Origin of the sequence: Micromonospora sp. DT31 (assembly GCF_049841795.1) — a bacterium.
Taxonomy (GTDB): domain Bacteria; phylum Actinomycetota; class Actinomycetes; order Mycobacteriales; family Micromonosporaceae; genus Micromonospora.
Genome location: NZ_JBNCKZ010000008.1, coordinates 92,989 through 117,180, shown reverse-complemented (window position 1 = coordinate 117,180; position 24,192 = coordinate 92,989). Strand labels below are relative to the sequence as shown.

Annotated in this window: 11 protein-coding genes and 1 pseudogene; 3 read left to right on the top strand and 9 right to left on the bottom strand. The window is 71.5% G+C overall.

Features of this window, described 5'->3' with window-relative positions:
* Positions 1-33: 33 nt before the first annotated feature.
* The 5 genes from ACLQ2X_RS15925 to ppdK all read right to left on the bottom strand — a co-directional run bounded on the left by ACLQ2X_RS15925 (position 34) and on the right by ppdK (position 7,032).
* Complete coding sequence (locus tag ACLQ2X_RS15925; RefSeq protein ID WP_425681798.1) at positions 34-1,665, bottom strand: BCCT family transporter; 1,632 nt, start codon at positions 1,663-1,665, stop codon at positions 34-36.
* A gap of 55 nt (positions 1,666-1,720) precedes the next feature.
* Positions 1,721-2,557 carry a siderophore-interacting protein gene (locus ACLQ2X_RS15920; protein ID WP_425681797.1) on the bottom strand — a complete coding sequence of 279 codons (837 nt, stop codon included), beginning with the start codon at positions 2,555-2,557 and terminating at the stop codon, positions 1,721-1,723.
* Between the two features lie 46 nt (positions 2,558-2,603).
* The gene (locus ACLQ2X_RS15915; protein ID WP_425681796.1) at positions 2,604-3,839 is read right to left on the bottom strand and encodes a deoxyguanosinetriphosphate triphosphohydrolase; all 1,236 of its coding nucleotides are present in this window, start codon (positions 3,837-3,839) and stop codon (positions 2,604-2,606) included.
* Positions 3,829-4,176 (bottom strand): VOC family protein, encoded by a 348-nt coding sequence (locus ACLQ2X_RS15910; protein WP_425681795.1) that lies wholly within the window; start codon positions 4,174-4,176, stop codon positions 3,829-3,831. Before ACLQ2X_RS15910 ends, ACLQ2X_RS15915 begins: the two co-directional genes overlap by 11 nt.
* A gap of 120 nt (positions 4,177-4,296) precedes the next feature.
* A complete protein-coding gene (gene ppdK / locus ACLQ2X_RS15905) occupies positions 4,297-7,032 on the bottom strand; it encodes a pyruvate, phosphate dikinase (protein WP_425681794.1) in 2,736 nt (911 codons plus the stop codon).
* Between the two features lie 309 nt (positions 7,033-7,341).
* Between ppdK and ACLQ2X_RS15900 the strand changes: the two genes are divergently transcribed.
* Both ACLQ2X_RS15900 and ACLQ2X_RS15895 read left to right on the top strand, forming a co-directional pair.
* The gene (locus tag ACLQ2X_RS15900; RefSeq protein ID WP_425681793.1) at positions 7,342-9,177 is read left to right on the top strand and encodes a family 20 glycosylhydrolase; all 1,836 of its coding nucleotides are present in this window, start codon (positions 7,342-7,344) and stop codon (positions 9,175-9,177) included.
* A gap of 397 nt (positions 9,178-9,574) precedes the next feature.
* Positions 9,575-10,225: a C39 family peptidase gene (locus ACLQ2X_RS15895; RefSeq protein WP_425681792.1), complete on the top strand. Its 651-nt coding sequence runs from the start codon at positions 9,575-9,577 to the stop codon at positions 10,223-10,225.
* 55 nt (positions 10,226-10,280) lie between these two features.
* Here ACLQ2X_RS15895 and ACLQ2X_RS15890 read toward each other — a convergent pair whose 3' ends face one another.
* The 4 genes from ACLQ2X_RS15890 to dusB all read right to left on the bottom strand — a co-directional run bounded on the left by ACLQ2X_RS15890 (position 10,281) and on the right by dusB (position 23,587).
* The gene (locus tag ACLQ2X_RS15890; RefSeq protein ID WP_425681791.1) at positions 10,281-11,417 is read right to left on the bottom strand and encodes a Clp protease N-terminal domain-containing protein; all 1,137 of its coding nucleotides are present in this window, start codon (positions 11,415-11,417) and stop codon (positions 10,281-10,283) included.
* Between the two features lie 5 nt (positions 11,418-11,422).
* Entirely contained in the window at positions 11,423-17,935 is a 6,513-nt protein-coding gene (locus ACLQ2X_RS15885; protein WP_425681790.1) for a polymorphic toxin-type HINT domain-containing protein, read from the bottom strand.
* A 255-nt stretch (positions 17,936-18,190) separates the two neighbouring features.
* Entirely contained in the window at positions 18,191-22,183 is a 3,993-nt protein-coding gene (locus ACLQ2X_RS15880; protein ID WP_425681789.1) for a LamG-like jellyroll fold domain-containing protein, read from the bottom strand.
* Between the two features lie 252 nt (positions 22,184-22,435).
* On the bottom strand, positions 22,436-23,587 hold the full coding sequence (gene dusB, locus ACLQ2X_RS15875) for a tRNA dihydrouridine synthase DusB (protein WP_425681788.1): 1,152 nt from the start codon (positions 23,585-23,587) through the stop codon (positions 22,436-22,438).
* A 179-nt stretch (positions 23,588-23,766) separates the two neighbouring features.
* Here dusB and ACLQ2X_RS15870 point away from each other — a divergent pair.
* Positions 23,767-23,865 (top strand): annotated as a pseudogene (locus ACLQ2X_RS15870) (hypothetical protein); the annotation flags it as partial.
* Positions 23,866-24,192 lie beyond the last annotated feature (327 nt).

Below are 24,192 nucleotides of genomic sequence, written 5' to 3'. Positions count from 1 at the left end.
TAGCACTCATACTACAAACCGAGGTACCCCCACTCAGTGGCGCGGACGGTGGAACCAGCGGGTGACGGGCGCCGGGTCCTCCTCCTCGTACGACCGGGCGGCGTTCACCGCGGCGGCCAGGCCCGCGCGGCGGGGTCGGGGCCCGGCGCGCAGCATCGGATCGGCGGCCATCTCCCGGAGCACCGCGACCGCCAGGCCCAGCATCACCACCACGAACGGCAACGCGACCAGGATGGTCGCCTGTTGCAACGCGGCCAGGCCGCCGGCCAGCAGCAACGCCGCCGCCACCGCGCCGATCAGCACGCCCCAGAGCACCACCAGCCCGCGGTGCGGCCGCAGTGCGCCACGCGAGCTGAGCGAGCCGAGCACCAGCGACGCCGAGTCGGCGCTGGTGACGAAGTAGAGGGCGATGAGCACCATGGCGAGCACGCTTGTCAGCGTGGCCAGCGGCAGCGTGTCGAGCAGCCCGAACAACGCCTGCTCGGAGCCGGCTTCCACGTCGGCCACCAGGTCTCGGCTGCCGGTGGTCTGGGCACGCAGGGCGCTGCCGCCCAGCACCGCGAACCAGACCGTGCTCGCGCCGCTGGGCACCAGCAGCACGCCGATCAGGAACTGGCGGACCGTACGCCCGCGCGAGATGCGGGCGATGAACGTGCCCACGAACGGCGCCCAGGAGATCCACCACGCCCAGTAGAAGATGGTCCACGAGCCCAGCCAGGCCGGGTCGGAGAACGCCCCGGTCCGCGTCGACATCCGCACCAGGCCACTCAGGTAGTCACCGATCGAGGCCGGCAGCACCTCAAGCGTGTAGACGGTGGGCCCGACCACGAACACGAACACCATCAACACGACGGCGATCAGCACGTTCGTGGTGGACAACCACTTGACGCCGCGGTGCAGGCCGGAGAAGGCGGAGACGACGAAGGCAAGCGTGAGTGCGGCGATGATCGCCACCTCGACCGCCCGGCTGTCCGGCACGCCGGCCACCAGGTCCAGGCCCGCCGCCACCTGGAGCGCGCCCAGCCCGAGACTGGTCGCGGAGCCGAACACGGTGGCGAAGACGGCCAGCAGGTCGATCGCGCGACCGAGCGCGCCGTCGGTCCGCGCACCGAGCAGCGGCGCGAACGCCGAGGAGATCCGGTTGCCCCGCCCCTTGCGGAAGGTCGAGTACGCCAGCGCCAGCGCCGCGACCGCGTAGATGCCCCACGGGTGCAGGGTCCAGTGGAAGAGCGTGTACTGCATGGCCGTCGCGGCGGCGGCGCCGGTCTGCGGCTCGACGCCGGAGGCAGGCGGCGGCGCGGCGTAGTGCTGGATCGGTTCGGCCACGGCGAAGAACACCAGGCCGATGCCCATGCCGGCGCTGAACATCATGGCGATCCAGGCCAGCGTCTCGAACTCCGGCTCGTCGTCGTCGGCGCCCAGCCGGATCCGGCCGAACCGGGAGGCGGCGATGACCACCGCCAGCACCAGGAAGGCGTCGGCCGCGACCACGAAGAACCAGCCGAACGTGCTGACGGTCCAGGCCAGGCCGGACTCGCCGAACCGGGCCAGCGAGCCCCCGGCGAACCCGCCCCACGCCACCACGGCCAGCACACCGGCGACCCCGACCCCGAACACCACCCGGTCGACCGGCTGGGTCGCGGGCCGCCCCACTTGTCCTGTCATGACCCCATCGTGGGCGGGCTGGCGCACCGCCGGGCCGGAACGCGCAGGAACCCCGTCAGGCCGGGACGGCAGCGGCCTCCTCGGCCTCCACGGCGGCGTTCCAGGCCGGCTTGGAGGAACGCCAGCCCTCGTCGTCCATGCCCTGCCGCCAGTAGCCGGAGATGGACAGGTCACCCCGGGGCACGCCACGCTCCATCCGCAGCAGCCGGCGAAGCTCCTTGACCGCCCCGGCCTCCCCGTGCACGAACGCGTGCACCCGGCCGGGCGGGAACTCCAACGCCCGCACCGCCTCGACAAGCGCCGCGCCGAACGGGCGGCCGGCGCGGTGCAGCCAGCGGAGCTCCACATCGCCGGCGCTGGCCAGCGGCATCTCGTCGGCCGGGCCGTCCACCTCGACGTACGCGACCGCGCGCGCGCCGGCCGGCAGCCGCTCCAGGGCGGCGGCGATCGCCGGCAACGCGCTCTCGTCACCGGCCAGCAGATGCCAGTCGGCGGTCGGGTCCGGCGCGTACGCGCCACCCGGCCCGGCGAACAGCACCCGGTCCCCGGGGCGCAACGCCGCCGCCCACGGGCCAGCCAGCCCCGCGTCGCCGTGGTGCACCACGTCCACGGTCATCTCGCCGGCCGCCGCGTCCCAGGCCCGCACCGTGTACGCCCGCAGTCGCGGCCACTGCCGCGCCGGGTACTCCCGCTTGATGGTGGCCATGTCCACCGGGTGCGGATAGGTCACCCCGTCCGGCGGGAAGACGAACTTCACGTAGTGGTCGGTGTGCGCGCCCACCGGCAGGCCGGCCAGCTCGGGGCCGCCCAGCACGAGCCGGATCAGGTGCGGGGTGGGCCGCGCGGTCCGGACGACCGTGGCGGCGGTGAGCATCTTCGGACGATCCGTCATGCGCTTAGGCTAACCTCACTACTTCCCCGGCTCCGGGGTGGTGCGGTCAGCGTCGTGCGGGCACCAGGCGGTCGTGCCAGGCCAGGGCGGCCGGGTCGGTGAGCGAGGCGACCTGGTCGATCACCACGCGCCGCCGCTGCGCGTCGTCCGCCGCCGCCCGCCACAGCGGCGCGAACACCGGGTCCAACGCGTCCGGCGCCCGGTCCCGCAACGCGCCGACCAGACCGGCGAGAACCTCCTGCTGCCGCGCGTAGCGCTCCGTCGCGCCGGGGCGGCGCATCACGTACCGCAAGGCGATGCCCTTGAGCAGCGCGCACTGCGCCCGGAGCCGACGCGGCACCACCAGGTCGGCGGCGTAGCGACGGTGCGGGCCGGGCCCGTGGCGCCGCACGGTGGCGGACACCACTCCCGAGACGAAACGGCCGGTGAGCACGCTCGTGGTGCCCTTCAACGCGGCGAGGGCGCGATGGCTGCCGTCGTACGCGGCCAGCGGGGCGAGCGCCGGATCGGCGAGCAGGTCGTCAAGCACCTCACCCAGGTCCGCCGGCTCCTCGCCGGAGTAGGTGGTGGCCACGTCGGCGCACAGCGCCCGCCGCTCGTCCGGGTCGGCCAACAGCGGGCCCAAGTCGACGTACCCGCCGTGGATGCCGTCCTCGACATCGTGCACCGAGTACGCCACGTCGTCGGCCCAGTCCATCACCTGGGCCTCCAGGCAGCGCCGGGAACCGGACGGAGCGCCGGCGCGCAGCCAGTCGAAGACCGGGCGGTCGTCGGCGTACACGCCGAACTTGCGCTCGCCGGGTCGGCGCGGCCACGGATACTTGCTGACCGCGTCGAGCGCGGCCCGGGTCAGGTTCAGCCCGGCCGAGCGCCCGTCGTCGGTGAGCACCTTGGCCTCCAGCCGGGTGAGCACCCGCAGGGTCTGCGCGTTGCCCTCGAAACCGCCGCAGCCGGCGGCCAGCTCGTCCAACGCGGCCTCGCCGTTGTGCCCGAACGGCGGGTGGCCCAGGTCGTGGGCCAGCCCGGCGGTGTCCACCACGTCCGGGTCGCAGCCGAGCCGGGCACCCATCTCCCGGGCGATCTGCGCCACCTCCAGCGAGTGGGTCAGCCGGGTACGCAGGAAGTCGTCGGTGCCGGCGACGTGCACCTGGGTCTTCGCGGCGAGCCGGCGGAACGCCGCCGAGTGCAGCACCCGCGCCCGGTCCCGCTCGAACGGCGACCGCCCGTGCCCGGTGTCCTTCGGGGGCTCCGCGACCAACCGGGCCGCGTCGTCAGCGGGCATGCAACACGCAGAACTCGTTGCCCTCCGGGTCGGCGAGCACCGTCCACCCCACGTCCCCCTGGCCGATGTCGACGTGCCGGGCGCCCATGTCGACCAGGCGCTCCACCTCGGCCTCCAGGTCGGTCGGACGCAGGTCGATGTGCAGCCGGTTCTTCCCCTCCTTCAGCCCGGGGACCGGGACGAAGACGAGACCGGGCATCGTGTCGGGGGTCCGGCGGATCTCCACCTCGTCCGGCTTGTCGGAGATCACCTGATAGCCCAGCGCCTCCGCCCACCAGCGGGCGAGCCGGGACGGATCCCGGGCGTCGATGGTCAGGTTCTCCCAGACGGCGGTCATGCGCCCACCCCTCCTGATCGACACGTGGCGGAAGCTCAGGTTACGCCGGGGCGGGCGCAACGGCGCGCCGGGCCGTACGCGGGGCCGCCGGCCTGCGCCGACGGCCCCGCACGGCCACGATCAGCGGGAGTCGGAACCGGCGGTGGTGATCGCCGCGCGGCCGGCCTCCAGCCGGGCCACCGGCACCCGGAACGGCGAGCAGGAGACGTAGTCCAGCCCGACGGAGTGGAAGAAGTGCACCGAGTCCGGGTCGCCGCCGTGCTCACCGCAGATGCCCAGCTTCAGCCCGGGGCGGGCCGCCCGGCCCTCCTCGGCGGCGATGCGGATGAGCCGCCCGACCCCGTCGGCGTCGATCGACTCGAACGGCGAAATGCCGAAGATGCCCAGCTCCAGGTAGCGCCAGAAGAACGCGCCCTCCACGTCGTCGCGGGAGAAACCCCACGCCATCTGGGTCAGGTCGTTGGTGCCGAAGGAGAAGAACTCCGCCGCCTCGGCGATCTGCCCGGCGGTCAGCGCCGCCCGGGGCACCTCGATCATCGTGCCGATCAGCACCTCGACGCCGCTGTCCCCGACCACCTCGGCGATGATCCGCTCGGCCTCGGCGCGTACCGTCTCCAGCTCCTGGACCGCGCCGACCAGCGGCACCATGATCTCCGGGCAGGCCGTGCCGCCGTTGCGGGCGACCTCGACGGCGGCCTCCGCGATCGCGCGCACCTGCATGGCGAACAGGCCCGGGATGACCAGGCCGAGCCGGACCCCGCGCAGGCCCAGCATCGGGTTCTCCTCGTGCATCCGCCGGACGGCGGCGAGCAGCGCCTCCTCCTTGGCCACGTCCTCGCCGCGTTCCTGCGCCACCGCCACGTTGACCGCGAGCTGCTCCAACGGGGGCAGGAACTCGTGCAGCGGCGGGTCGATCAGCCGCACCGTGACCGGCAGGCCGTCCATCTCCCGGAAGATCTGCACGAAGTCGGCCCGCTGCAACGGCAGCAGCGCGGCCAGCGACTCCTCCCGCTCCCGCCCACCTTCGGCCAGGATGAGCCGCTCGACCAGTTCCCGGCGGTCGCCGAGGAACATGTGCTCGGTACGGCACAGGCCGATGCCCTCGGCGCCGAACCGCCGGGCGCGGGCCGAGTCCGCGCCGGTGTCGGCGTTCGTGCGCACGCGCAGCCGCCGCGCCGCGTCCGCGTGCGTCATGATCCGGTGTACGGCGCGGACCAGCGGGTCCTCGGTGGTCTCCGGGTCGATCTCGCCCTCGAAGTACTGCACCACCTCGGACGGCATGACCGGCACCTCGCCGAGGTAGACCTGACCTGTGGTGCCGTCGATCGACACCATGTCGCCCTCGTTGACCACCCGGTCGCCGACGGTGAACCGCTTGGCCGGCACGTTCACCTCCAGCGCGTCGGCGCCGGAGACGCAGGTCTTGCCCATGCCGCGGGCCACCACGGCGGCGTGGCTGGTCTTGCCGCCGCGCGAGGTGAGGATGCCCTGCGCGGCGATCATGCCGTTGAGGTCGTCCGGGTTGGTCTCCCGGCGCACCAGGATCACCGACCTGCCCTGGGCGGCCAGCTCGACCGCGCGCGCCGAGGCGAAGACGACCGTGCCGGACGCCGCGCCCGGGGACGCGCCGATGCCCCTGGCCACCGGCTGGAACTCGTGGTCGACCTGGAAGCGCGGGAACATGAGCTGGGCCAGCTGCGCGCCGTTGACCCGGTGCAGCGCCTCGTCCAGGTCGATCAGCCCTTCGTCGACGAGCTGCCCGGCGATGACGAACGCGGCGGCGGCGGTGCGCTTGCCGACCCGGGTCTGGAGCATCCACAGCTTGCCGCGCTCGATGGTGAACTCGATGTCGCACAGGTCCCGGTAGTGCTCCTCCAGCCGGGCCATGATGCCGAGCAGCTGGTCGTAGGAGGTCTTGTCGAGCCGCTCCAGCTCCTGCAACGGCACGGTGTTGCGGATGCCGGCCACCACGTCCTCGCCCTGCGCGTTGACCAGGTAGTCGCCGTAGATGCCCTGCGCGCCGCTGCCCGGGTCGCGGGTGAACGCGACGCCGGTGCCGGAGTCGGCCCCGAGGTTGCCGAAGACCATCGCCACCACGTTGACCGCGGTGCCCAGGTCGGCCGGGATGCGCTCCTGCCGGCGGTAGAGCACCGCCCGCTCGGCGTTCCACGACTCGAAGACCGCCCGGATGGCCAGGTCGAGCTGCTCGCGCGGCTCCTGCGGGAACTCCCGGCCGGTGTGCTTGGCGAAGATCTTCTTGTACGCGTCGACAAGCCCACGCAGGTCGTCGGCGTCCAGGTCGAGGTCGTCGCTCGTGCCCTTGGCGCGTTTCGCCTCGTCCAACGCGTGCTCGAACTCCTCGCCCGGCACCTCGCAGACGGTCTTGCCGAACATCTGGATCAGCCGCCGGTAGGAGTCCCAGGCGAACCTGTCCGCGTCGCCGGAGGCGGCCCGGTCGGCGCTGCCGCCGGCCTGGCGGGCGAGTCCCACCACGCTGCGGTCGTTGAGGCCGACGTTGAGGACGGTCTCCATCATGCCGGGCATGGAGAACTTGGCGCCGGAGCGTACGGACACCAGCAGCGGGTCGTCCGGATCGCCGAGCCGCCGCCCCATCCCGCGTTCCAGCGACTCCAGGTGCGCCTCGATCTGCGCGGCGAGGCCGTCCGGCTCCCGTCCGGTCGTCAGGTAAGCCCGGCAGGCCTTGGTGGTGATCGTGAAGCCGGGCGGAACCGGCAGGCCGAGGTTTGTCATCTCGGCCAGGTTGGCCCCCTTGCCACCGAGCAGGTCCTTGAGTTCCCTGTTGCCCTCGGCGAAGTCGTAGACGTACTTGTGCTCGACCGTTTCCTGCGCTGCCACCTGGAGCCTCCCACGCGCGCCATTGACACTTAACGAAGGTTCAGTTCGGACATACCCCGGGGGCGACCACCGGTAATCCCGGCTCGTCAGCGTCGGTGGCCGAAGGCTAGGCGAACTTCCGGAAACCTGGGAGCGTTCGGTGACTTTCGGCACAACGGTCACCACTATCCGCGTTCGTACCGTTTTCTGGGAACGCTTCCACGAGCACGATCACGCACCTCCCCGCTCCTCGTACCCTTGACGTCACGACGATTCGTCGAACCTGACCTTTGCCATATCGCGCGCGAATACACCCCTTGGAGCGTCGCCGTGCCGATCACCCCCGTCGCCCCCGAAGCCGGGCCGGAGCCGACCCCGCCCGGCGTCCTACCGGGTACGCCGACACCCGCCGCCGAGCTGGCCCGCGTCGCCGCCGGCCGGGCCGCCGCGGTGCTCGCCGGGCCGGCGCCGGTCGGGCTCGGCGACGTGGTGCCGGCCCCCGCGCAGGCGCTCCCGGACCCGGCGGCGGACTTCACGCTGGACGCGGACACGACGCTGCGGGTCAGCCCTGCCGGGCGGGACGTGGCCGAACAGCTCGCCGGCTGGCTGCGCCCGGCCACCGGCCTCCCGCTGCCGGTCACCGACGGCCCCGGCAGCGAGGACGACGTCCTGACGCTCACGCTGGCGCCGGCCGGCGCCAGCGCTCGGACGGCAGGCCCGGCCGGCAGCGACCCTGCCGGTAGCAGCCCGGACCGCAGCGAACCGGCCGGTAGCAGCCCGGCCGGTAGCAGCCCGGCCGGCGGGAACGGCTCGGACGGCACCGTGGCCGGGCCGGAGGGTTACCGCCTCGACGTCACCACCGGCGGCGTGCGGATCACCGCCGCCACCGCCGCAGGGCTGTTCCACGGCGCGCAGACGCTACGTCAGCTCCTACCCGCCGCCATCGAGAGCGCCACGCCGGTCACCGCGCACTGGGTCGTGCCCGGCGGCACCATCGTCGACCGGCCGCGCTTCCCCTACCGGGGCGCCATGCTCGACGTCGCCCGGCACTTCTTCGCCGTCGAGGACGTGCTGCGCGTGGTCGACCACCTGGCCCGCTACAAGCTCAACCACCTGCACCTGCACCTCACCGACGACCAGGGCTGGCGGATCGCCGTCGACTCCTGGCCCCGGCTCGCCGAGGTCGGCGGCGCCACCCAGGTCGGCGGCGGCCCCGGCGGCTGGTACACCAGGGACGACTACCGGCGCATCGTCGCGTACGCCGCCCGCCGGCACGTGACCGTGGTGCCCGAGATCGACCTGCCGGGCCACACCAACGCCGCGCTCGTCGCCTACCCCGAACTGGCGCCCGGCAAGGTCGCGGCGCCGCCGTACACCGGCACCGAGGTCGGGTTCAGCTACGTCGACCCGACCGACGAACGGACGTACGCCTTCGTCGCCGACGTGCTCGGCGAGGTCGCCGCGCTGACCCCCGGGCCGTGGCTGCACCTCGGCGGCGACGAGGCGTTCAAGGTGCCCGCCGAGCAATACCGAGCCTTCGTCGAGCGGGCCCAGGCGGTGGTCGCGGCCAACGGCAAGACCGTCGTCGGATGGCACCAGCTCGCCCCGGCCGGACACGTCGACGGCCGGGTCCTCCAGTGGTGGGGCACCGACGGCGACGACCCGCAGACCGCCGACGCGGTACGTCGGGGCGCCCGCCTGATCCTCTCCCCCGCCAACCACGCGTACCTGGACATGAAGTACGCCCCGGACAGCCCGCTCGGCCTCGACTGGGCCGGACACGTCGACGTGCGCAGGGCGTACGAGTGGGACCCGGCCGCGCACCTGCACGACGTACCAGCCGAGGCGGTGCTGGGCGTGGAGGCGCCGCTCTGGACCGAGACGATCACGACGCCGGCCGAGGTCGAGTACATGCTGTTCCCGCGCCTGCCCGCCCTCGCCGAGCTGGGCTGGTCGCCCCGCGCGACCCACGACTGGTCCCGGTTCCGCGAACGGCTGTCCGGCCACGCCCCGCGCTGGGCGGCCGCCGGCATCACCTTCCACCGCTCCCCCGAGATCCCCTGGCCACCCACCGCCCCGCCGATCCCCGCCCAGCCCACCGCCCACACCGCTCCCACCTTCCCCTCCACCAGCCAGCCCGAGGCAGCCGCCGACCACCCCCGGTGATCCCGGCCGGACGGCCGCCCGAGATCGTGGTACGAAACGGCCCTCCAGGGGGCACGAACTCACCAAGATCTCCTACCCGTCCCGTTGATTCGGCTCTCCGGAGGTCTGTGGTGAGGTGTCCGGTTCGCCGGTGGTGGGCGCCACGGCTGCGGCGGAATCCGGGCGGGGTGCGGGGCGTTGTACATGGCAGACCGCGCCGCACCCGCCGACCTCCCCGCCCCGCTCGCCGGCGGGCAGGGAATGACCCCGGGCAGCCGGTCGTCACATCCCCCGAGCCGCCGGAGCAGGCCATCCCCTGGCCGCCCGCGCAGGCCACCGGCCCGAAGCACGCAAGGGCCCGTTCGACTTCCGCGGCATCCCCCATCGCCGCGTACCCCCGACAGAGAGGCAACTGATCATGGCTACCACTCTGCTGCGCAAGACCGCTCTGACCGTCGCCGGTATCGCCGCCACCGCCGGTGGCATCGCCGGCCCCGCCATCGCCGCCCAGGCCGCTCCCGCCGAGCGCGCCGTCCAGGTCGCCGCCGACCGCAAGCACGGCGAGCGGGAGCTGGACGTGCGCTACGAGGCGCAGCCCAACTTCTACTTCTGCGGCCCCGCCGCGGCCCGCAACGCGCTGAGCGTGCAGGGCAAGGACATCGACGTGCACGCCATGGCCAAGGAGATGGGCACCACCGAGGCCGGCACCAACTCCATCAACGACATCACCCCGGTGCTGAACAAGCAGACCGGCAAGGACGTCTACAAGTCCACCGAGATCCCCGTGGACAAGGCCCGCGACCGTGACCGGGTGGAGAAGCTGCGCGCCGACGTGGTGCGCGCGGTGGACGACGGCCGGGCCGTGGTCGCCAACATCGCCGGCACCGCCACCGACACCGACGGCAACGCCCACTCCTTCGAGGGCGGCCACTACGTCAGCGTGGTGGGTTACCGCGACGGCGGGAAGGTCGTGACGATCGCCGACTCGGCCAACCCGAACCAGGCCTCGTACCGCATGGACGTGGACGCCCTGGCGCACTGGATCGCCAGCCGCGGCTACAGCTCCTGACCGATGTCCGAAGGGCCCGACCCCGCTGGGGTCGGGCCCTTCGGCATATGCCGCCTCAGGAGGCTCGGGGGCACCCCAGCCGGGCTGTGACCTCCTCCCGGACATCCCGCAGGTTGAGCAGGCCCCGCAGCAGCCGGTGCGCGGCACAGTCGTCCACGGCCAGCATCGCCAGCACGAGGTGGCTGGTGCCCACGTCGGACCCGTCGGCGAGATCGTGGGCGCGGGCACTCACCGACGCCGCGTCCGGCCCGAACGGCGGGTCGCCGCGCAGGCTGCGCCACCGGTATGCGCGGTCGGGGGTGGACGAAGCCGGCAACGCCCCGGCCCGGGACAGCACCGTCGACACGTCGATGCCCTTGACGCGCAGCACCTCACCGCCGGCATTGGCCGCCGCCCAGGGCGGTGCGAGCGTCCGCCCCACCGCCGTCAACTGTTCGTCCAGGGCGAGCACCGCAGCCAGCGACGCGACGCTGTCCACCTCGACGGCACCCCGGCGGACGGTCTGACGGATCGCCTCCTGTTCGACGAACGGCAGGACGACGCCGGCCCGGGACCGCAGTACGAGGCGACCGGCGGTGACCCGGAGGCGCCGCGAGAGGGCGCCACCGGAATCCAGCACCCCGACGGCGGACAGGGACAAGGCGGCATCCGCCATCGGGGTCCCCTCCTCCACCACCGAGGAGTCGACGGGCATCCGCCGCGCGACCTCCTTCAGGCCGATGCCGAGGTCTGCCAACGTCTGCGCCGCCCGGCCGGCCGACGCTTCGAGCAGCGCCTGAAACAGGTGCATCCCGTGGGCGTGCCGCAGCCGGTGTGCCTGGGCCAGGGCCAAGGCGTCCCGGACCGCCGCGTGACTGGCCGGACTCCAACGCGGCGCCGTGTCGGTGACCTCCTTGCGCAGGTGTCGCCGGGCGACCCAGGTGGCCTCGCGGAGGACAGCCTGCGCCTCCTGCTCGATCGCGGAGGGCGCGACCGGCAGTTCCCCGTCGGGCGGCTGCTCGGCCCCGGAGACGCCGGCGGCCTCCTTCAGCTTCCCCACGCGCTGGCCGAGCAGGCGGTTGAGCGATGGCAACCGCGACGCCAGTTCGACCAGCACGTCCAGCGTCCCGACCGTGCCGCGCCCCGACCGCCACGCGGTTGCCGCCGCGTCGGACAGCGTCCAGACGAACTCGCGACCCCCCTGAACAAGCACGTCTCTCACCAGTCCTTCGCCCACTTGCGCCAGATTGCCAGCGCCCAGCCGAAAAGCCCACCAAGGATCCTCCCGATCAGCTCTCCCTTGTCACCGCCGATCATCTTGCCGGCCATCCCGCCGTACTTCTGACCGTTGTCGCCCCACTGGCCGTTGCCCTTCTCCACGCCGGGCTGAGCCTTGCGGGCCGTCTCCTTCATCCGGTAGGACCACCTGTCGAGCAGGTTGATCTTCTTGTGGCTCTTGATCATCGACGAGTCGTGTTGCGGCTGGTGCTCGGCCCGGTGCCGCCCGACGTACCCTTCCGGCTCCTCGGACCGGTGCTTGCCCTGGTACCCCCCGCAGTTGTGGACAAGGACCGGGGTGGTGTCGGCGATCACGAAGAAGGTGTGGATGCCGTCGACGGTCAGGTTGTGCACGGTCGCGACGGCACCGTAGGCGACGATCGCCACCACCGTCACCCGGGCGCCGTCGGGGGTCAGCAGGTGGTCACCGGCCCTCAGGCGTTGCGCGGCGACCCAGTCCTTCCTCCCGTCCACCCAGAACGGGTGCCCGTCGGTCGCAGTCAGGGTGTCGTCGGCCCTGCCGTCGCCGTCCGTATCGACGCCGATGTCGATCAGCCGCTTCTCACCGTCGCCGCTGATCACGTCGGTCACCGGGCGTGCGCCCGCTTCACCGGTCTCCGGGTCGACCGCGTGGACCACGTCGTCGAGGGCCACCTCCTCGATCGGCTTGAGGCTGCCGTCGGCCATCAGGACAGCGGTGCCCGGCGTGAAGCTGTTCGGCGTCGTGCACTTGCCCCCCTTCACCGCCTTCTTCGCCGCCCCGACACCACGGGCAGCCGTCTTGGCCTGCCGGACGCCGGGGATCATCCCGGCCACACCCATCGCGCAACCCAGCTTGTCCCCGCCCGCGCAGGTCTTGACCGTGTCGATGGCTCCGGCAACCGCAGCGACCGCGCCGGCTGCGGCCGCGACCACCTGGGCGGGCGGCGGCAGCACCGCGGCGACCAGCGCCACCGTGCCGGCGACCGATGCGATTGTGCCGGCGTTGTTCACCACGGTCGTGACCGCCGACTGGGCGGCACTGGCCACCGCGTTGCCGGCCCGGCTCGCGACGCTCTTGACCTTGCCCCAGAAGAGGCCGTCGGCATCGGCGAACGTGGCGGGGTTGCTGTTGGCGTACGCGTACGGATGCATCCGCTGCGGGTCGTACTCGTCGGTCTGCGGGTCGACCGAGATGAACGCGCCCAGTGCCGCGTCGTAGAACCGGGCACCGAGCAGGGACAGACCCGTCGGGTCCGCGACGCCGTCGACGAAGCCGCGCTGCCCCGGCCACGTCCCACCGGTGCCCCCGGCTCGCGGGCTGCCGAAGGGATCGGAGTACCGGATCGTCTCCACACGGGTGACGGAGTTGACCGCCCAGTGCGTCGAGTCGTGCTGGTCCGCGCCCAGCCACATCACGTCCCCGGCCCCGGTGGCGGTGGACGCCGAGCGGGACGCGACGGTGTCGCCTGCGTGCTCGTAGTAGCGGGTCGCGGTCGTATCCTGGCCGCTGATGCTCAACTCGTGTCCGGCGACGAAGACACTCGCCTGACCGCCCGGATCGATCCGGGCGATCCGGTTGCCGTCGACGTCGTACAGCATCCGGGTCGCGCCACCCGGGCCGGTGATCTTCTCCAGCTTGCCCTGGGGGTCCCACTGCAGGTTCTCGGCGACCCCGTCGATCCGACGGTAGGTGAGATTGCCGGTGGCGTCCCAGTCGTAGTGGTCGACCCGCTCACCTGTGGTGACCGTACGTACCGCGTGCGGCTGGGCGGAACCCGCCGCGGCGTACCCGTAGACGGAGGCGACACCCGAACGGCGGTCCGTCACCGACTTGCGGGAGCCGTCCGCGTGGTAGGCGTACGCCTTCCAGTAGGCCGACACGCCACCGACATCGGCCGCCGCCGGGTCCGCGGCGCAGCCGTTGCTGGACTGGGTCCAGGCCTGGGTCAGCCGGCGCAGGTGGTCGTACTGGAAGCACTGCACGTCGCTGACCCCGGGCCGGGGGTTCCCGTCCCCGTCCAGCGGCCGGTTGGCCACCGACAGGACGTTGCCGGCCTGGTCGTAGCGGTAGTTCAGCGCGGCCACGTTGGGGACCGAGGCGTCCCGATCGAAGTAGAAGTCCGTCAGCCGGCGGGTGACGTCGTCGTACTCGTACGTGTGGTGGCCCTGCGGCTGCTCCTTCATGCCGAGCTTGCGTTTCAACACCTCGCCGTGCGGCGAGTACGACGCGGTGTCCACGTACACCGAGTTCGTGCCCGACGGGTAGGACGTACCGACCAGTCGCGTCACGTGCCCCAGGTCGTCGTACGTGTGGGTCAGCGTCTCGCGTTCCAGCGCACCGATCTTGGGCAGGTTCATCCGTTCCGGCGAACCGTCGACCCGGAAGGTGTACGTGGAGACGTACCTGCCCGCCGCCGCCTCCAGACCGGGCATCGCCGGGATGACCGACTCCTCGTCGGCGACCTGGTACGCGTTGCTGTACGCGAGGATCTTCCGGCTGAACTGGTGCCCGTTGACGAACGAGACCTGCCCGGACAGGTGGCCCCTGGCCACGCTGTCGTAGGTCCACTCGGCGGCGACCTGGCCGTTGACGAGCCGCTTCTTCTGCCGTCCCAGCGCGTCGTACTCGGTGGAGACCACCTCGCCGAGAGCGTTTCTCGACGAGGTCACGTCGTCGTGGTTGTCATAGGTGAGGACCGTCTCGCCCTTGTCCGGGTCGACGGTGCGCACCTCCCGTCCACGCAGGTCGTACTCGTAACGCCAGACCTTGCCGAGAGAACTGGTGACGGTCGCCAGGTCATCGCGGGGGGTGTAGGTGTACTTCGTCGTGTCGTGCTCGCCGGTGGGCGTCCTGCCCTTGTACTGACGCAGCTCGACCGTCCGGTCGTGGACGTCACTGATCCGCACCGTGGGGGTTTCCCCGTGCGGCGGGGTGACGGCGACCTGCCAGCCCTCGGTGTCGCCGCCGTAGCTGGTGATCGTCGCCCACAACTGGCCGTTGGCCGACCAGGTCCCCTCGTTGACCACCCGGCCCAACGCGTCATAGCTGAACACCGTCCGGACCCGGTCCCCACCGGGGGTGCTCTCCAGCAACTCGGTGGCCGGTGCACCCTGTCGGTAGTCCGAGCCCGCGCTGAACGCCTTCAGCCCACGGTCGTTGTAGCCGGTCGTCTCGATCAGACGGTGCCCACCCAGGGAGTCCTCCTGGGTCTGCACCGACCGGTAGAGCGAGTCGAACAGACCCACCTTGGTGATGTAGGTGCCGTTCGGCCCGAGCCGCTTGGTGGTGACGGCCAGCGGTCCGTTGTTGCGGACGAGATAGCTGAACTGGAGGCTCGCCGACTGGGTCGCCTTGGCCCGACCGGGAAGCCACACCTTGGCGAGACGGCCCAGCGGATCGTGCGCCAGGTCGGTGCGCTTGTTGTTGGCGTCGACGATCGCCGTCGGCTCTGCCCAGGCCGGGTGCTGGTAGGTGGTCACCTTGTGCAGCAGCGGGTTGGTGGTGACCGTCTGGGTGACCGGCCCCGGTCCGGTCGGGGTGTAGTCGGTCGCGGTCACGCCACCGCGGGCGTCCGTTTCGCTGGCCAGCCGACCGAGCGCGTCGTACGAGGCACGCTTGGTGGTGCGATAGCTGGGCGAGCCCTGCCAACTGTCCAGCGTGTCCTCACGTGTCACCAGACCCCGGCTCGGCGCGGCGCCGTGGACGTCCGAACCGTCGTGGTAGGTCTTGACGTCGGAGACCACGTCGGCAGGACGCGACGGCGTCTCCCCGCAGGCCTTGGCGACCGTTTCCACCCGTGCCACCACTGCCCGCAACCACTTCTCGTGGTTACCGGTGTAGGTGGTGCGGGTGCAGGTCTCGTCACCCGGCTTGGCGGCGTCGCCGAGGGCGGACACCGCCTCCGGTTGCCCCTCGGAGTTGTAGCTGGTGCGGGTCTCCGTACGCGCCCACACCGTCGGCGTCAGGCGCTTGCGGCTCTGCTGCACCGACGGACCGGTGAGGTACGCGCGGTCGGCGCCCCCGGTGTGGCGGCGCGAGGCGGTCTGCCGCACCCAGTACTGCGTGGTCGACGCCTCCTCGACGGTGGAGCCGTCGAGCTTCGCCTCCTCCAGCGGGGACCCGGCCAGCGCCGGGTGGTCCGGGTACGCCTTGCCCTCGGAGTCACTGACCTTGACGCTGCGCCGCGTGCCGTCCGGCATCGGCTGGTCGTCCAGACCCCTGTGGAACCGCTTGCGAGTGGCCGACGGAACACCCTGTCCGGGCGTACCGACAAGCGTGGTGACCTGCGAGTAGCCCCGCCACTGGCCGTACGTGCGGTGCTTCTTCTTGGTGAACTCGCTGTCGTCGTAGCCCCACAGGACGGCCGTTCCACCGCCGTCGGTCGTGTACTGGTACCGGCTGGTGACCGCCGGCTGGTCAGCGGTGCGGTCGGTCTCGGAGATCTCGGTGACCACGTACTTGTGGAACCAGTCCCGCACCGGCTCGTCGTAGCCGTCCGGCGTCCAGTAGACGGGATAGCAGAGCTTGGCGTTCGCTTCTGGCTTCGCCGGCAGGTTTCCCAGGTCACAGTCGGGTTGGGAGTAGGTGACCTCGATGTCGGCACCCGACTCGGTGCGGATCTGCTGGATGCGCCACCGAGAGAAGATCGGAGCGCCGGGCAGCACGTTGGCCCGGTTTGCCAGCTCGACTCCGGCGAACCGGACCGACGGCTCGGTGACCGTACCGCCGACGTGCCCGGCATGGGTGATCGTGTCCAGCCACAGCGACGCCGATCCCGGCGTCTTCGCGGCCTTGAACTCGTGGCTGAGGCTCCACGACTCGACGTCGTCGAACGAGGTGCCGCTACGCACCTGGGTCATGATCTTCGTGAGTCGCTTGCTGGAGAAGAAGGCCGGGGCCAACTTGTCCGTGCAGGGAGCGGTGGCGCACTCCCGGTCCCACGGAACGTCCGGCCAGCTCCCCTTGACCGGCTTGCCGTCCTGATAGCACTCCGTCACCAGGCACCGGTTGGCGGTGCTGAACAGCACGCGGGCGGCGGCGCTGACGCTGGGGTGGGCGGTGTGCAGTCCGTACTCGATCCGGGTCAGGTGACCGCCGCGGGTGAACGAGACCCGGTTGTCCTTGTCACCGGCCGCCCCGTAGTGACCGTCCTCGGTCGCGTAGTGATAGCGGACCATGTTGCCGTGCACGTCGACGGCCTTGTCCAGCATCCACCGCCAGGCCTGCTCGCACGACGAGCCCTTGAAGTCGGTGACGTGGCAGCCCTCACCGGGGTGGTTGCCGAATACCGGGATGGTCCATCGGGAGCCCGAGGACGCCACCTCGCTGGCGAAGAAGTACCGGGTGCCGTCGGGTGTGGTGACCGTCCACCGCTCGGTCGTGGTGGCGCTGCGTGTCGCCGGGTCACCGATCCGCTCGACCCGCCAGTTGCTGTCGCTCTGGACGCGCCACGCCCCCGTCTCGTCGTCCTTGACCAGGGTCGCGTTGACACCGTTCAGGGACAGGGTGACGTTCGGCGAGTCACCCTTCCAGCAGTGGTCGTAGGTCTTCTTGTCCTTGTTGTTCGGGTCCTTGCCGTCGGCCGCACCGCGGTCGTCGGTGCAGGGCACGTAGGTCCGCTCGATGAAGCCGGGTGCGTACTCCCAGCCGTCGCCGATCCACGACGACTGGTTGTTGGCACCAGCCATCCGCCCGTCCACCACCTGCGACGAGTACTGCAACGCCACCTGGGGCAGCGGCCCCTCCGCCGGAGGCAGCCGGACCGGGTTGGCATAGGTGAAGGCGCCCGAGGGGTCGCCAGCCGTCCACGAGCCCGACGCCTGCAGGTCGGTGGCCTTGTAGTCGCCCTCGGCCGAGGACTCCTCGGCGGTGATGGTGAACACCGACGCCTGTGTGTCGGAGACGGCCACCTTGGTGGACAGGGTCTTGTTCACCCGGTCGTTTGTCGTGTCGACCGGTTCGGCCCGCTGGCACTCCGAACGCTGCGGCGTGGTGGCCGCACAGGCAGGCAGGCGCCGAAGCGTCAGCCGCTCGCCCCAGTTCCCGCCGTACAGGTGCCGTAGGCCGGTGTAGTCGAAGGCCGTCTCGACGGTGCCGCGGTCACCGTCGACGACGACGACCGGGCCGCTCACCCCCAACCGGCGGGAGTGTTCCTCGTCGAGCACCCGCACCCGGGTCTGCTCGGGCGCGGCGGCGCCGTCCGGGGTGGACACCGTGACGGGCAGGCCACCGGCTTTCGCGGCGGCGCGGCGTGCCTGGCTGCCGTCGCGGGGGAATCGGGCCTCACCGGCCTTCGGCCACGCCGACCCGGCGGGTCTGGTCCACCGGCCGCCGTCATCCGGCAGTGGTGTCCGGTCGACCGGCACGCGAACGGCCGGCTTCGCGTTGGTGACCTTGACCGGACGGTCGCCGGTCGGCTTCGGTGCCGCCTGCGCCGGCGGAACCGCGACGAAGCTCGCTGCCGCGAACACGACAATTGTGCTGGCGGCTATTGAGCGCCTCAAACGCCCACGAATGCCACGAGATAAGGACATGACGCACCTTCTACGGAAAGAGTCGAGAAGTACTGGGAGCCTGGGCCGGAGCGTGATGGGGTGTCACGCCCCGGCAGCCGGAAGCGCCGACGGCGGGCAGCCGACGCCAGGCCGGTCCGGTGAAGGAAGCCGGCCCGTCATGGGTAGCGGCGAGAGTGCCGGCCGGCGCCACCGCGCCGGCCGGCGGTCGGACTAGCCGGCGGCCAGAGCCGAGATGCGGTCAGGGCTGAGGGTGGAGGTCCAGAGCCGGACATCGTCGACAACGCCTCCCAGCCGGGAGTTCCGCGTCCCGTTCATGCTGCCGCCACAGCCCACGAGCGTCGGGCCGCCGGCCATCCACGGCGATGACGGGGCCTTCTCCTCAGCCTGCAACTGCCCGCCGACATAGAGGCGGATCTGCCCGGAGCCCATGTCGTAGACACCCGCCAGATGGGTCCACGCACCAGGTTCCGGGGCGTCCTTGGACGCCACGGCGCTCGGTGCGGCGGTGCTGTCGGGTGCCGTCGCCATCTCGAACCGCCAGCGGTTCACGCCTGGGTCGTAGCCGAGGAAGAAACCCGGATTCGGGCCGGAGGAGGCCTGCGTCAGCACCGCGTGCCGGCCGGTCGGGTCGTCCAGGACCACCCACGCCGTCACGGTGAACGAGGCATCCGTGCGTACCGTCGGGCCGGTGGTCTCCGCGCAGGAACCGTCGGTCAGCTCCAGGCCGAGCGCCCCGTCACGCCCGAAACCCCGGTCCCGGGTCCAGGAGTACGGACCCTGGATGGCGAGGTCACGGCGGTTGCCGGAAACATCCGTCAGGTAGGTGGGGGTGTCGCTCTCCGGGCCGTCGAGCGGCCAGAGCGCCTCCGCCTTGACCGGCGGGTTGCCCCCGTGCACGTCACCGACCTCGGCGTCGGTGAGCGCACCGTGCCAGACCCGGACATCGGAGACGGCGCCGTTCAGGTGGTCGCCGCGCGTGCCGGCGAAAAGCGCGCAGCCAACGGTCATCGCGCCGCCGGCGTGCCACGGCGGGTCGGTTCGAGTCACCGACCGTCCCAGGTCGCCGTTGACGTACAGCTTCATCGTCTGCGCACTGGCGTCGTAGACGCCGGTCAGGTGGGTCCATCTGCCGACATCGGCGGTGATCGCCGTCGGCGACCCGACCCAGTGCGACGTCGAACCCTCGTCGTCCGAGCCCTTCGTCATCAGCGACCAGTACGGGGTGGTGCCGGAGTGGCGGGTCCCCAGGTACCAGCCGCTGACCCGGGTCCCGTCCTGGCCGAGGACGGACTGGTTACCGGGGCCGGCGGCGTTCAGCTTGACCCAGGCCGCCACGCTGAACGACTTGTCCGTCCGCAGCACCGGCCCCGTCTGCGTCGCCGCGCACCGGGTGCCGTCGAACGTCGCCGCCGAGTTCTGCCGGCCGTACTGGTCGTCGATCCAGGACACTCCCTCTGGCATCACCAGCCCGGGGGAACGCTCGGTGTCCTCGGCCCCGTCGCCGTGCAGCAGCCACCTTCCGGCCAGCCCTGCCGGCAGCTCGGTGGCCGCTCGGGCGATGAGCTGGCTCGACAGCAGCCCTTGCCAGACACCGACGTGGTCGATGGAGCCGTGCATCGGGTGCGCGGCAGTGGTGGCATCTCCCGTGCAACCCAGCAGGAACCGGCTCTCCGCCTTCCACAGCGGGAAGGGGATCGGCGCCTCGGCGACCAACCGGCCGTCGAGGTACAGCCGCATCAACTTGCCGATCGGGTCCACCGTCGCCGCGACGTGTTGCCAGAGGCCGAGCGGGGTGGACGTGGGAGCGGCGATCGTCGCGAAGGCGGGCGTCGAAACGTCGCCACCGCTCAACACCAGTTCCCACGCGTCCTTGGCGCCGTTGTGCTGGAGCTGGAACGCGGCCTGGGACGAGCCCACCTGGGCGGCGAGGACCCGGTTGACGGACTTGTCGGTCACCTTCACCCAACCGGCGACGGTGTACTCGTCGTCGGTCCGGGCCACCGGCGGCGCCGCCGCGCAGGCGGCCCCGTCGAAGGTCAACGCGGCCCCGGCCCGGCCGTCCCGGTCGGGTCCGTAGCCGAGTCCGGTGGGCACCGTGAGGCTACGGCCCTGGCCCGTGTCGTCATGACCGGTCCCGTCGAGACGCCAGACACCCTGGGGCTGCGCCTCCGTGATGCGCCCGGTGTAGAAATTGAAGTTGGTACGGGTGGAGTAGTTGCCGGCCTTGTCCTGCGCCCACACGAATACGGTGTTGCGCTCCGCCTCGGTCGGCGTAAACGTGATCGTCGTCGTGCCCGTGGAGGCCGTGAAGCTCTGCTTGGCGTCGACCCCGATCCCGTACGCGAACTGCTTCATCCCGGAACGGGCGTCGGATGAGGTGACGACGAGTGTCACCGGCTGGCCGATCACCGGGGCGCCCGACGTCCGGGTCACCACCGGCGCCGTCGGCGGGGTGTGGTCGAGGCTGAAGTAGCAGTTGGCCGTCCACCCGGTCGTGTCGACGGTGTCGGTCCCGCGGACCCGCCAGTTGTAGTTGCCCTCGGTCAGGGTAGGGGCCGTCCACCCCCGCTCCTGGCGGGAGGTCGTCCAGGCCGACGTGTGCTGGGCGGGACTCGTCGGTCCGTTGAGGTCGAACTCGATCTTCACCGAGCCGTCGCCGTCGATGGCCTTGCCGTAGAGCGTCGGGTTGCGCTGGTTGATCCACGGCCCGGGCGACTTCGGGTCACAGTTGCCGCCCGGTGCGGTGCGGATCGCCACCGGGAAGGTCGGTCGGTACGCGTACGTGGCCTTCAGCTTGACGTTGGCCGGGTCGAACTTGGCCCAGTGCCCGCCGCTCTCGGTCGCCATCCGCAGCCCGAACGTGATCGACTCGACGTTCTCGTCCGCGTGCCGCTGCACGTGACGACCAACCCCGGAGGCGTTGAAACTCAGCCAGTTGGGTTTCTGGCCGGTGCACCCCGAGTTGGCCTTGCCGACCTTGGTCTGCAGCGCCCCGCCGTGCAGCCACTTGTCCTTCATCCCGTTCCAGGTCGGGGTATTGCTGGCCACCGAGTTGGTCTGCCAGATGCCGATCGACTCGCCGGCGCACCACCCGGTGTGCACCAGGTAGGCGTCCACGCTCGTCGTGCCGGTGAGCCGTCGCCCGGCCAGCGCCGACGTGTCGAAGTAGAAGTGCGAGCGCCAGATGTCGCCGTAGTCGTCCCAGTTCGACCCCACCCGGGCCACCTCCCGGGGCCACGAGGTGCCGGAGGTCCACTGGGTGTTCGCCCGGGAGTCGTTCACCGGAGCCCAGCGGGCCCACCTCTTGTCGTAGGTGGGGTCGATGAAGATCGGAAAGTGCGGACTCTCCAGGACTTCCGCCGCCGCGCTGACCGTGAGCGAACTGCCGTTGACGTCCACTTCGACCGGAGTCACCGTCGCTGAGTCACCGGGTCCCCGATCCGTGGAGCCGGTCGGGTCGGCGGGTGCTTCGGGGGTGCCGGGTTGCCCGTCACCGCGCCCGCCGTCGGATGGCTGCTCGGAATCCCACGCCTTCGCCGGCGGGGCGGCGGCGAGCAGCCCTTCCGGCCCGGTGATCGTGACACCCCCGTCTGCCTCGGTGACCTCAGCGGAACCACCCAGCACGTAGCGCGTCTCCCGCACCGCGGGAAGCTGCGCGGCGGCGGCGTCGTGGACGACGAGCAGGTGGGAGAAGCCGCCGCTTTCGGCGCGTACGACCAGATCGACGCCCGGGTACACGTTCGGGTAGGTGATGCTGTCCCCGTTGATGACGCCAGTGGGCAGCGCGGTCGGCCAGCCCAGCGAGAAGTCCGCCCCCGCACCTGCCATCCTGGCGAACGGGCCGGTTCCGCCCCGGGAGAAAGCCACGTCCACCGTTGCGGCGACCGGGCGGACCAGGCCGTCGTCACCGACGACGAGCGTCGTGTCGATGTCCCTCCAGGTGCCGTTGCGCTTGGTCCATCGCGGCTCCGACCACGACTCGAACTCGAAGTCGCCGGAGGGTTGGGCGAACACCTTCGTGGTCTCCGACGCCTGCGCCAGGACCTCGACGGGAACGTCACACGCGTCCGCGAGTGACTGGGCTTCCTTCTCTGTCGACGCGGTCGCGGCGCCGCTTGTCGCGATTGCCGGGGAACAGGCGTCGACGGCGCGGGCACCGACTTCGGCTGCTGGCAGGAAGGCCGACGCCGAGGCCGCAAGCACGGCTAAGGCCATTATGGACGGTAAATGGGCACGACGAAGTATGGACACATTACACCCCCGTGAAGCATCCGATCTTGCGGCACACCGTACCGAGGCAGCGCCGAACAAGCCAGAGACGCGAACAAATTTCCGTCTTGGCCGACGTGACGAGACGCGTCAAAGCGACGTGGAAGGAACAAAGTGAACCGTGGGCGCCCCTGTCCGGGACGCGCCCGTCATCCCACGTCCCCCACGGCGGTCGCCCGACCGGCGTCAGCCGCCGGAGTCGGCCAGCTCCGCACCCTCGGGAACGGTGTCGTCGTCGCGGCTGGCCAGCCAGCCGTCGGGCAGGAAGACCTTGCCCGGCGAGTTGGTCCGCCCACGCGGTTGACCGAGGGTCTCCACCGGGAACGGCACCGCCGGGTCGAGCTTGCCGAGCAGGTCGTCCAGCTGGGCCAGGCTCTCGATCATCGCAAGCGACCGACGCAGCTCGCTGCCGACCGGGAAGCCCTTCAGATACCAGGCGACGTGCTTGCGGAAGTCGGTGCAGCCGTCCCGCTCGCCCCGCCCCGGGCTGCGGGCACCTGCGGTGAACTGCTCGACCAGCAGCTCCGCATGCCGGCGCATCGTCGTGGCGACCTCGCCCAACGTCGGCAACCGCCGTTGCGGCGAACCGTTGAACGCGGCCTCCAGGTCGGCGAACAGCCACGGCCGGCCGAGGCAGCCGCGGCCGATCACCACCCCGTCCACGCCGGTGTGGGCGACCATCCGCAACGCGTCGTCGGCCTCCCAGATGTCGCCGTTGCCGAGCACCGGCACGTCGAGCGCCGCCTTGAGGGTGGCGATGGCGTCCCAGTCGGCGGTGCCGGAGTAGCGCTGCGCCGCCGTACGCCCGTGCAGGGCGACCGCCGCGACACCCGCGTCCTGGGCCGCGAGCCCCGCCTCGACGTACGTCAGATGGTCGTCGTCGATGCCCTTACGCATCTTCACGGTGACCGGCACCCCGGCCGGTGACGCGGCGTCCACCGCGGCTTTCACCAGGCGGGCGAAGAGCCGGCGGCGCCACGGCAAGGCCGCACCGCCGCCCCTACGGGTGACCTTGGGGACCGGGCAGCCGAAGTTGAGGTCGATGTGGTCGGCGAGGTCCCGTTCGACGACGATCCGCACCGCCGCGGCGGTGATCTCCGGGTCGGTGCCGTAGAGCTGAAGGCTGCGCGGGCGCTCGTCCGCCCCGAAGGCGATCATCCGCAGCGTCTTGGGGTTGCGCTCGACCAACGCGACCGTCGTGATCATCTCGCAGACGTAGATGCCGCCGCCCTGCTCTCGGCAGAGCTGGCGGAACCCGACGTTGGTGATCCCGGCCATCGGCGCGAGCACCACCGGCGGCCACACCCGGTGCGGCCCGATCCCCAGCGCAACATTCACCGCCCAAGTGTAAGGAAGGGCCCCCTATTAACGTCTCCGGTAGAGCAGGGGCCCCTTCTTAACAGGGCCCATATCACAGCCGACCCACCGCGAGGCGGTTCTCCACAACGACGTCGGCTGTCCACAGGTCGGGGCGCACGGGGAGGAAAAGCAGCGCCGGGTCCTGCAGGCTACGCCGCATGCCCGAACACCCACCCGAACTCACCGACCTGGCGGAGCGCCAGCAGCAGATCGTCACCCGGACCCAGCTCCTCGGCGTCGGATTCGACGACATGTACCTGTACCGACAGACCCGGCGCGGCCTGTGGCAGCGCGTCCTGCCGGCGACGTACGCGCTTGTCACCGGCACCCTCACCGACGAGCAGCGACGCATCTCGGCGGCGCTCTACGCGGGCGCCGACGCGCAGCTCACCGGCCTGGCGGCCCTGACCTGGTACGGCTTCCGGCACAGCCCGCGCACCGCCGACGTACACCTGGTCCTGCCGCACCACGTGCGGCGCCGCTCGGCCGGTCACGCGGTGATCGCGCGCGCCCTGGAGCTTGATCCACGGGCCCGACGGACCGCGCTGTATCCGGTGTGCTCGCCGGCACGCGCGGTGGTGGAC

Coding starts and splice junctions, on each gene's coding strand:
- ACLQ2X_RS15925 (WP_425681798.1), bottom strand. CDS start 1,665: ATGACAGGACAAGTGGGGCGGCCCGCGACCCAGCCGGTCGACCGGGTG.
- ACLQ2X_RS15920 (WP_425681797.1), bottom strand. CDS start 2,557: ATGACGGATCGTCCGAAGATGCTCACCGCCGCCACGGTCGTCCGGACC.
- ACLQ2X_RS15915 (WP_425681796.1), bottom strand. CDS start 3,839: ATGCCCGCTGACGACGCGGCCCGGTTGGTCGCGGAGCCCCCGAAGGAC.
- ACLQ2X_RS15910 (WP_425681795.1), bottom strand. CDS start 4,176: ATGACCGCCGTCTGGGAGAACCTGACCATCGACGCCCGGGATCCGTCC.
- ACLQ2X_RS15895 (WP_425681792.1), top strand. CDS start 9,575: ATGGCTACCACTCTGCTGCGCAAGACCGCTCTGACCGTCGCCGGTATC.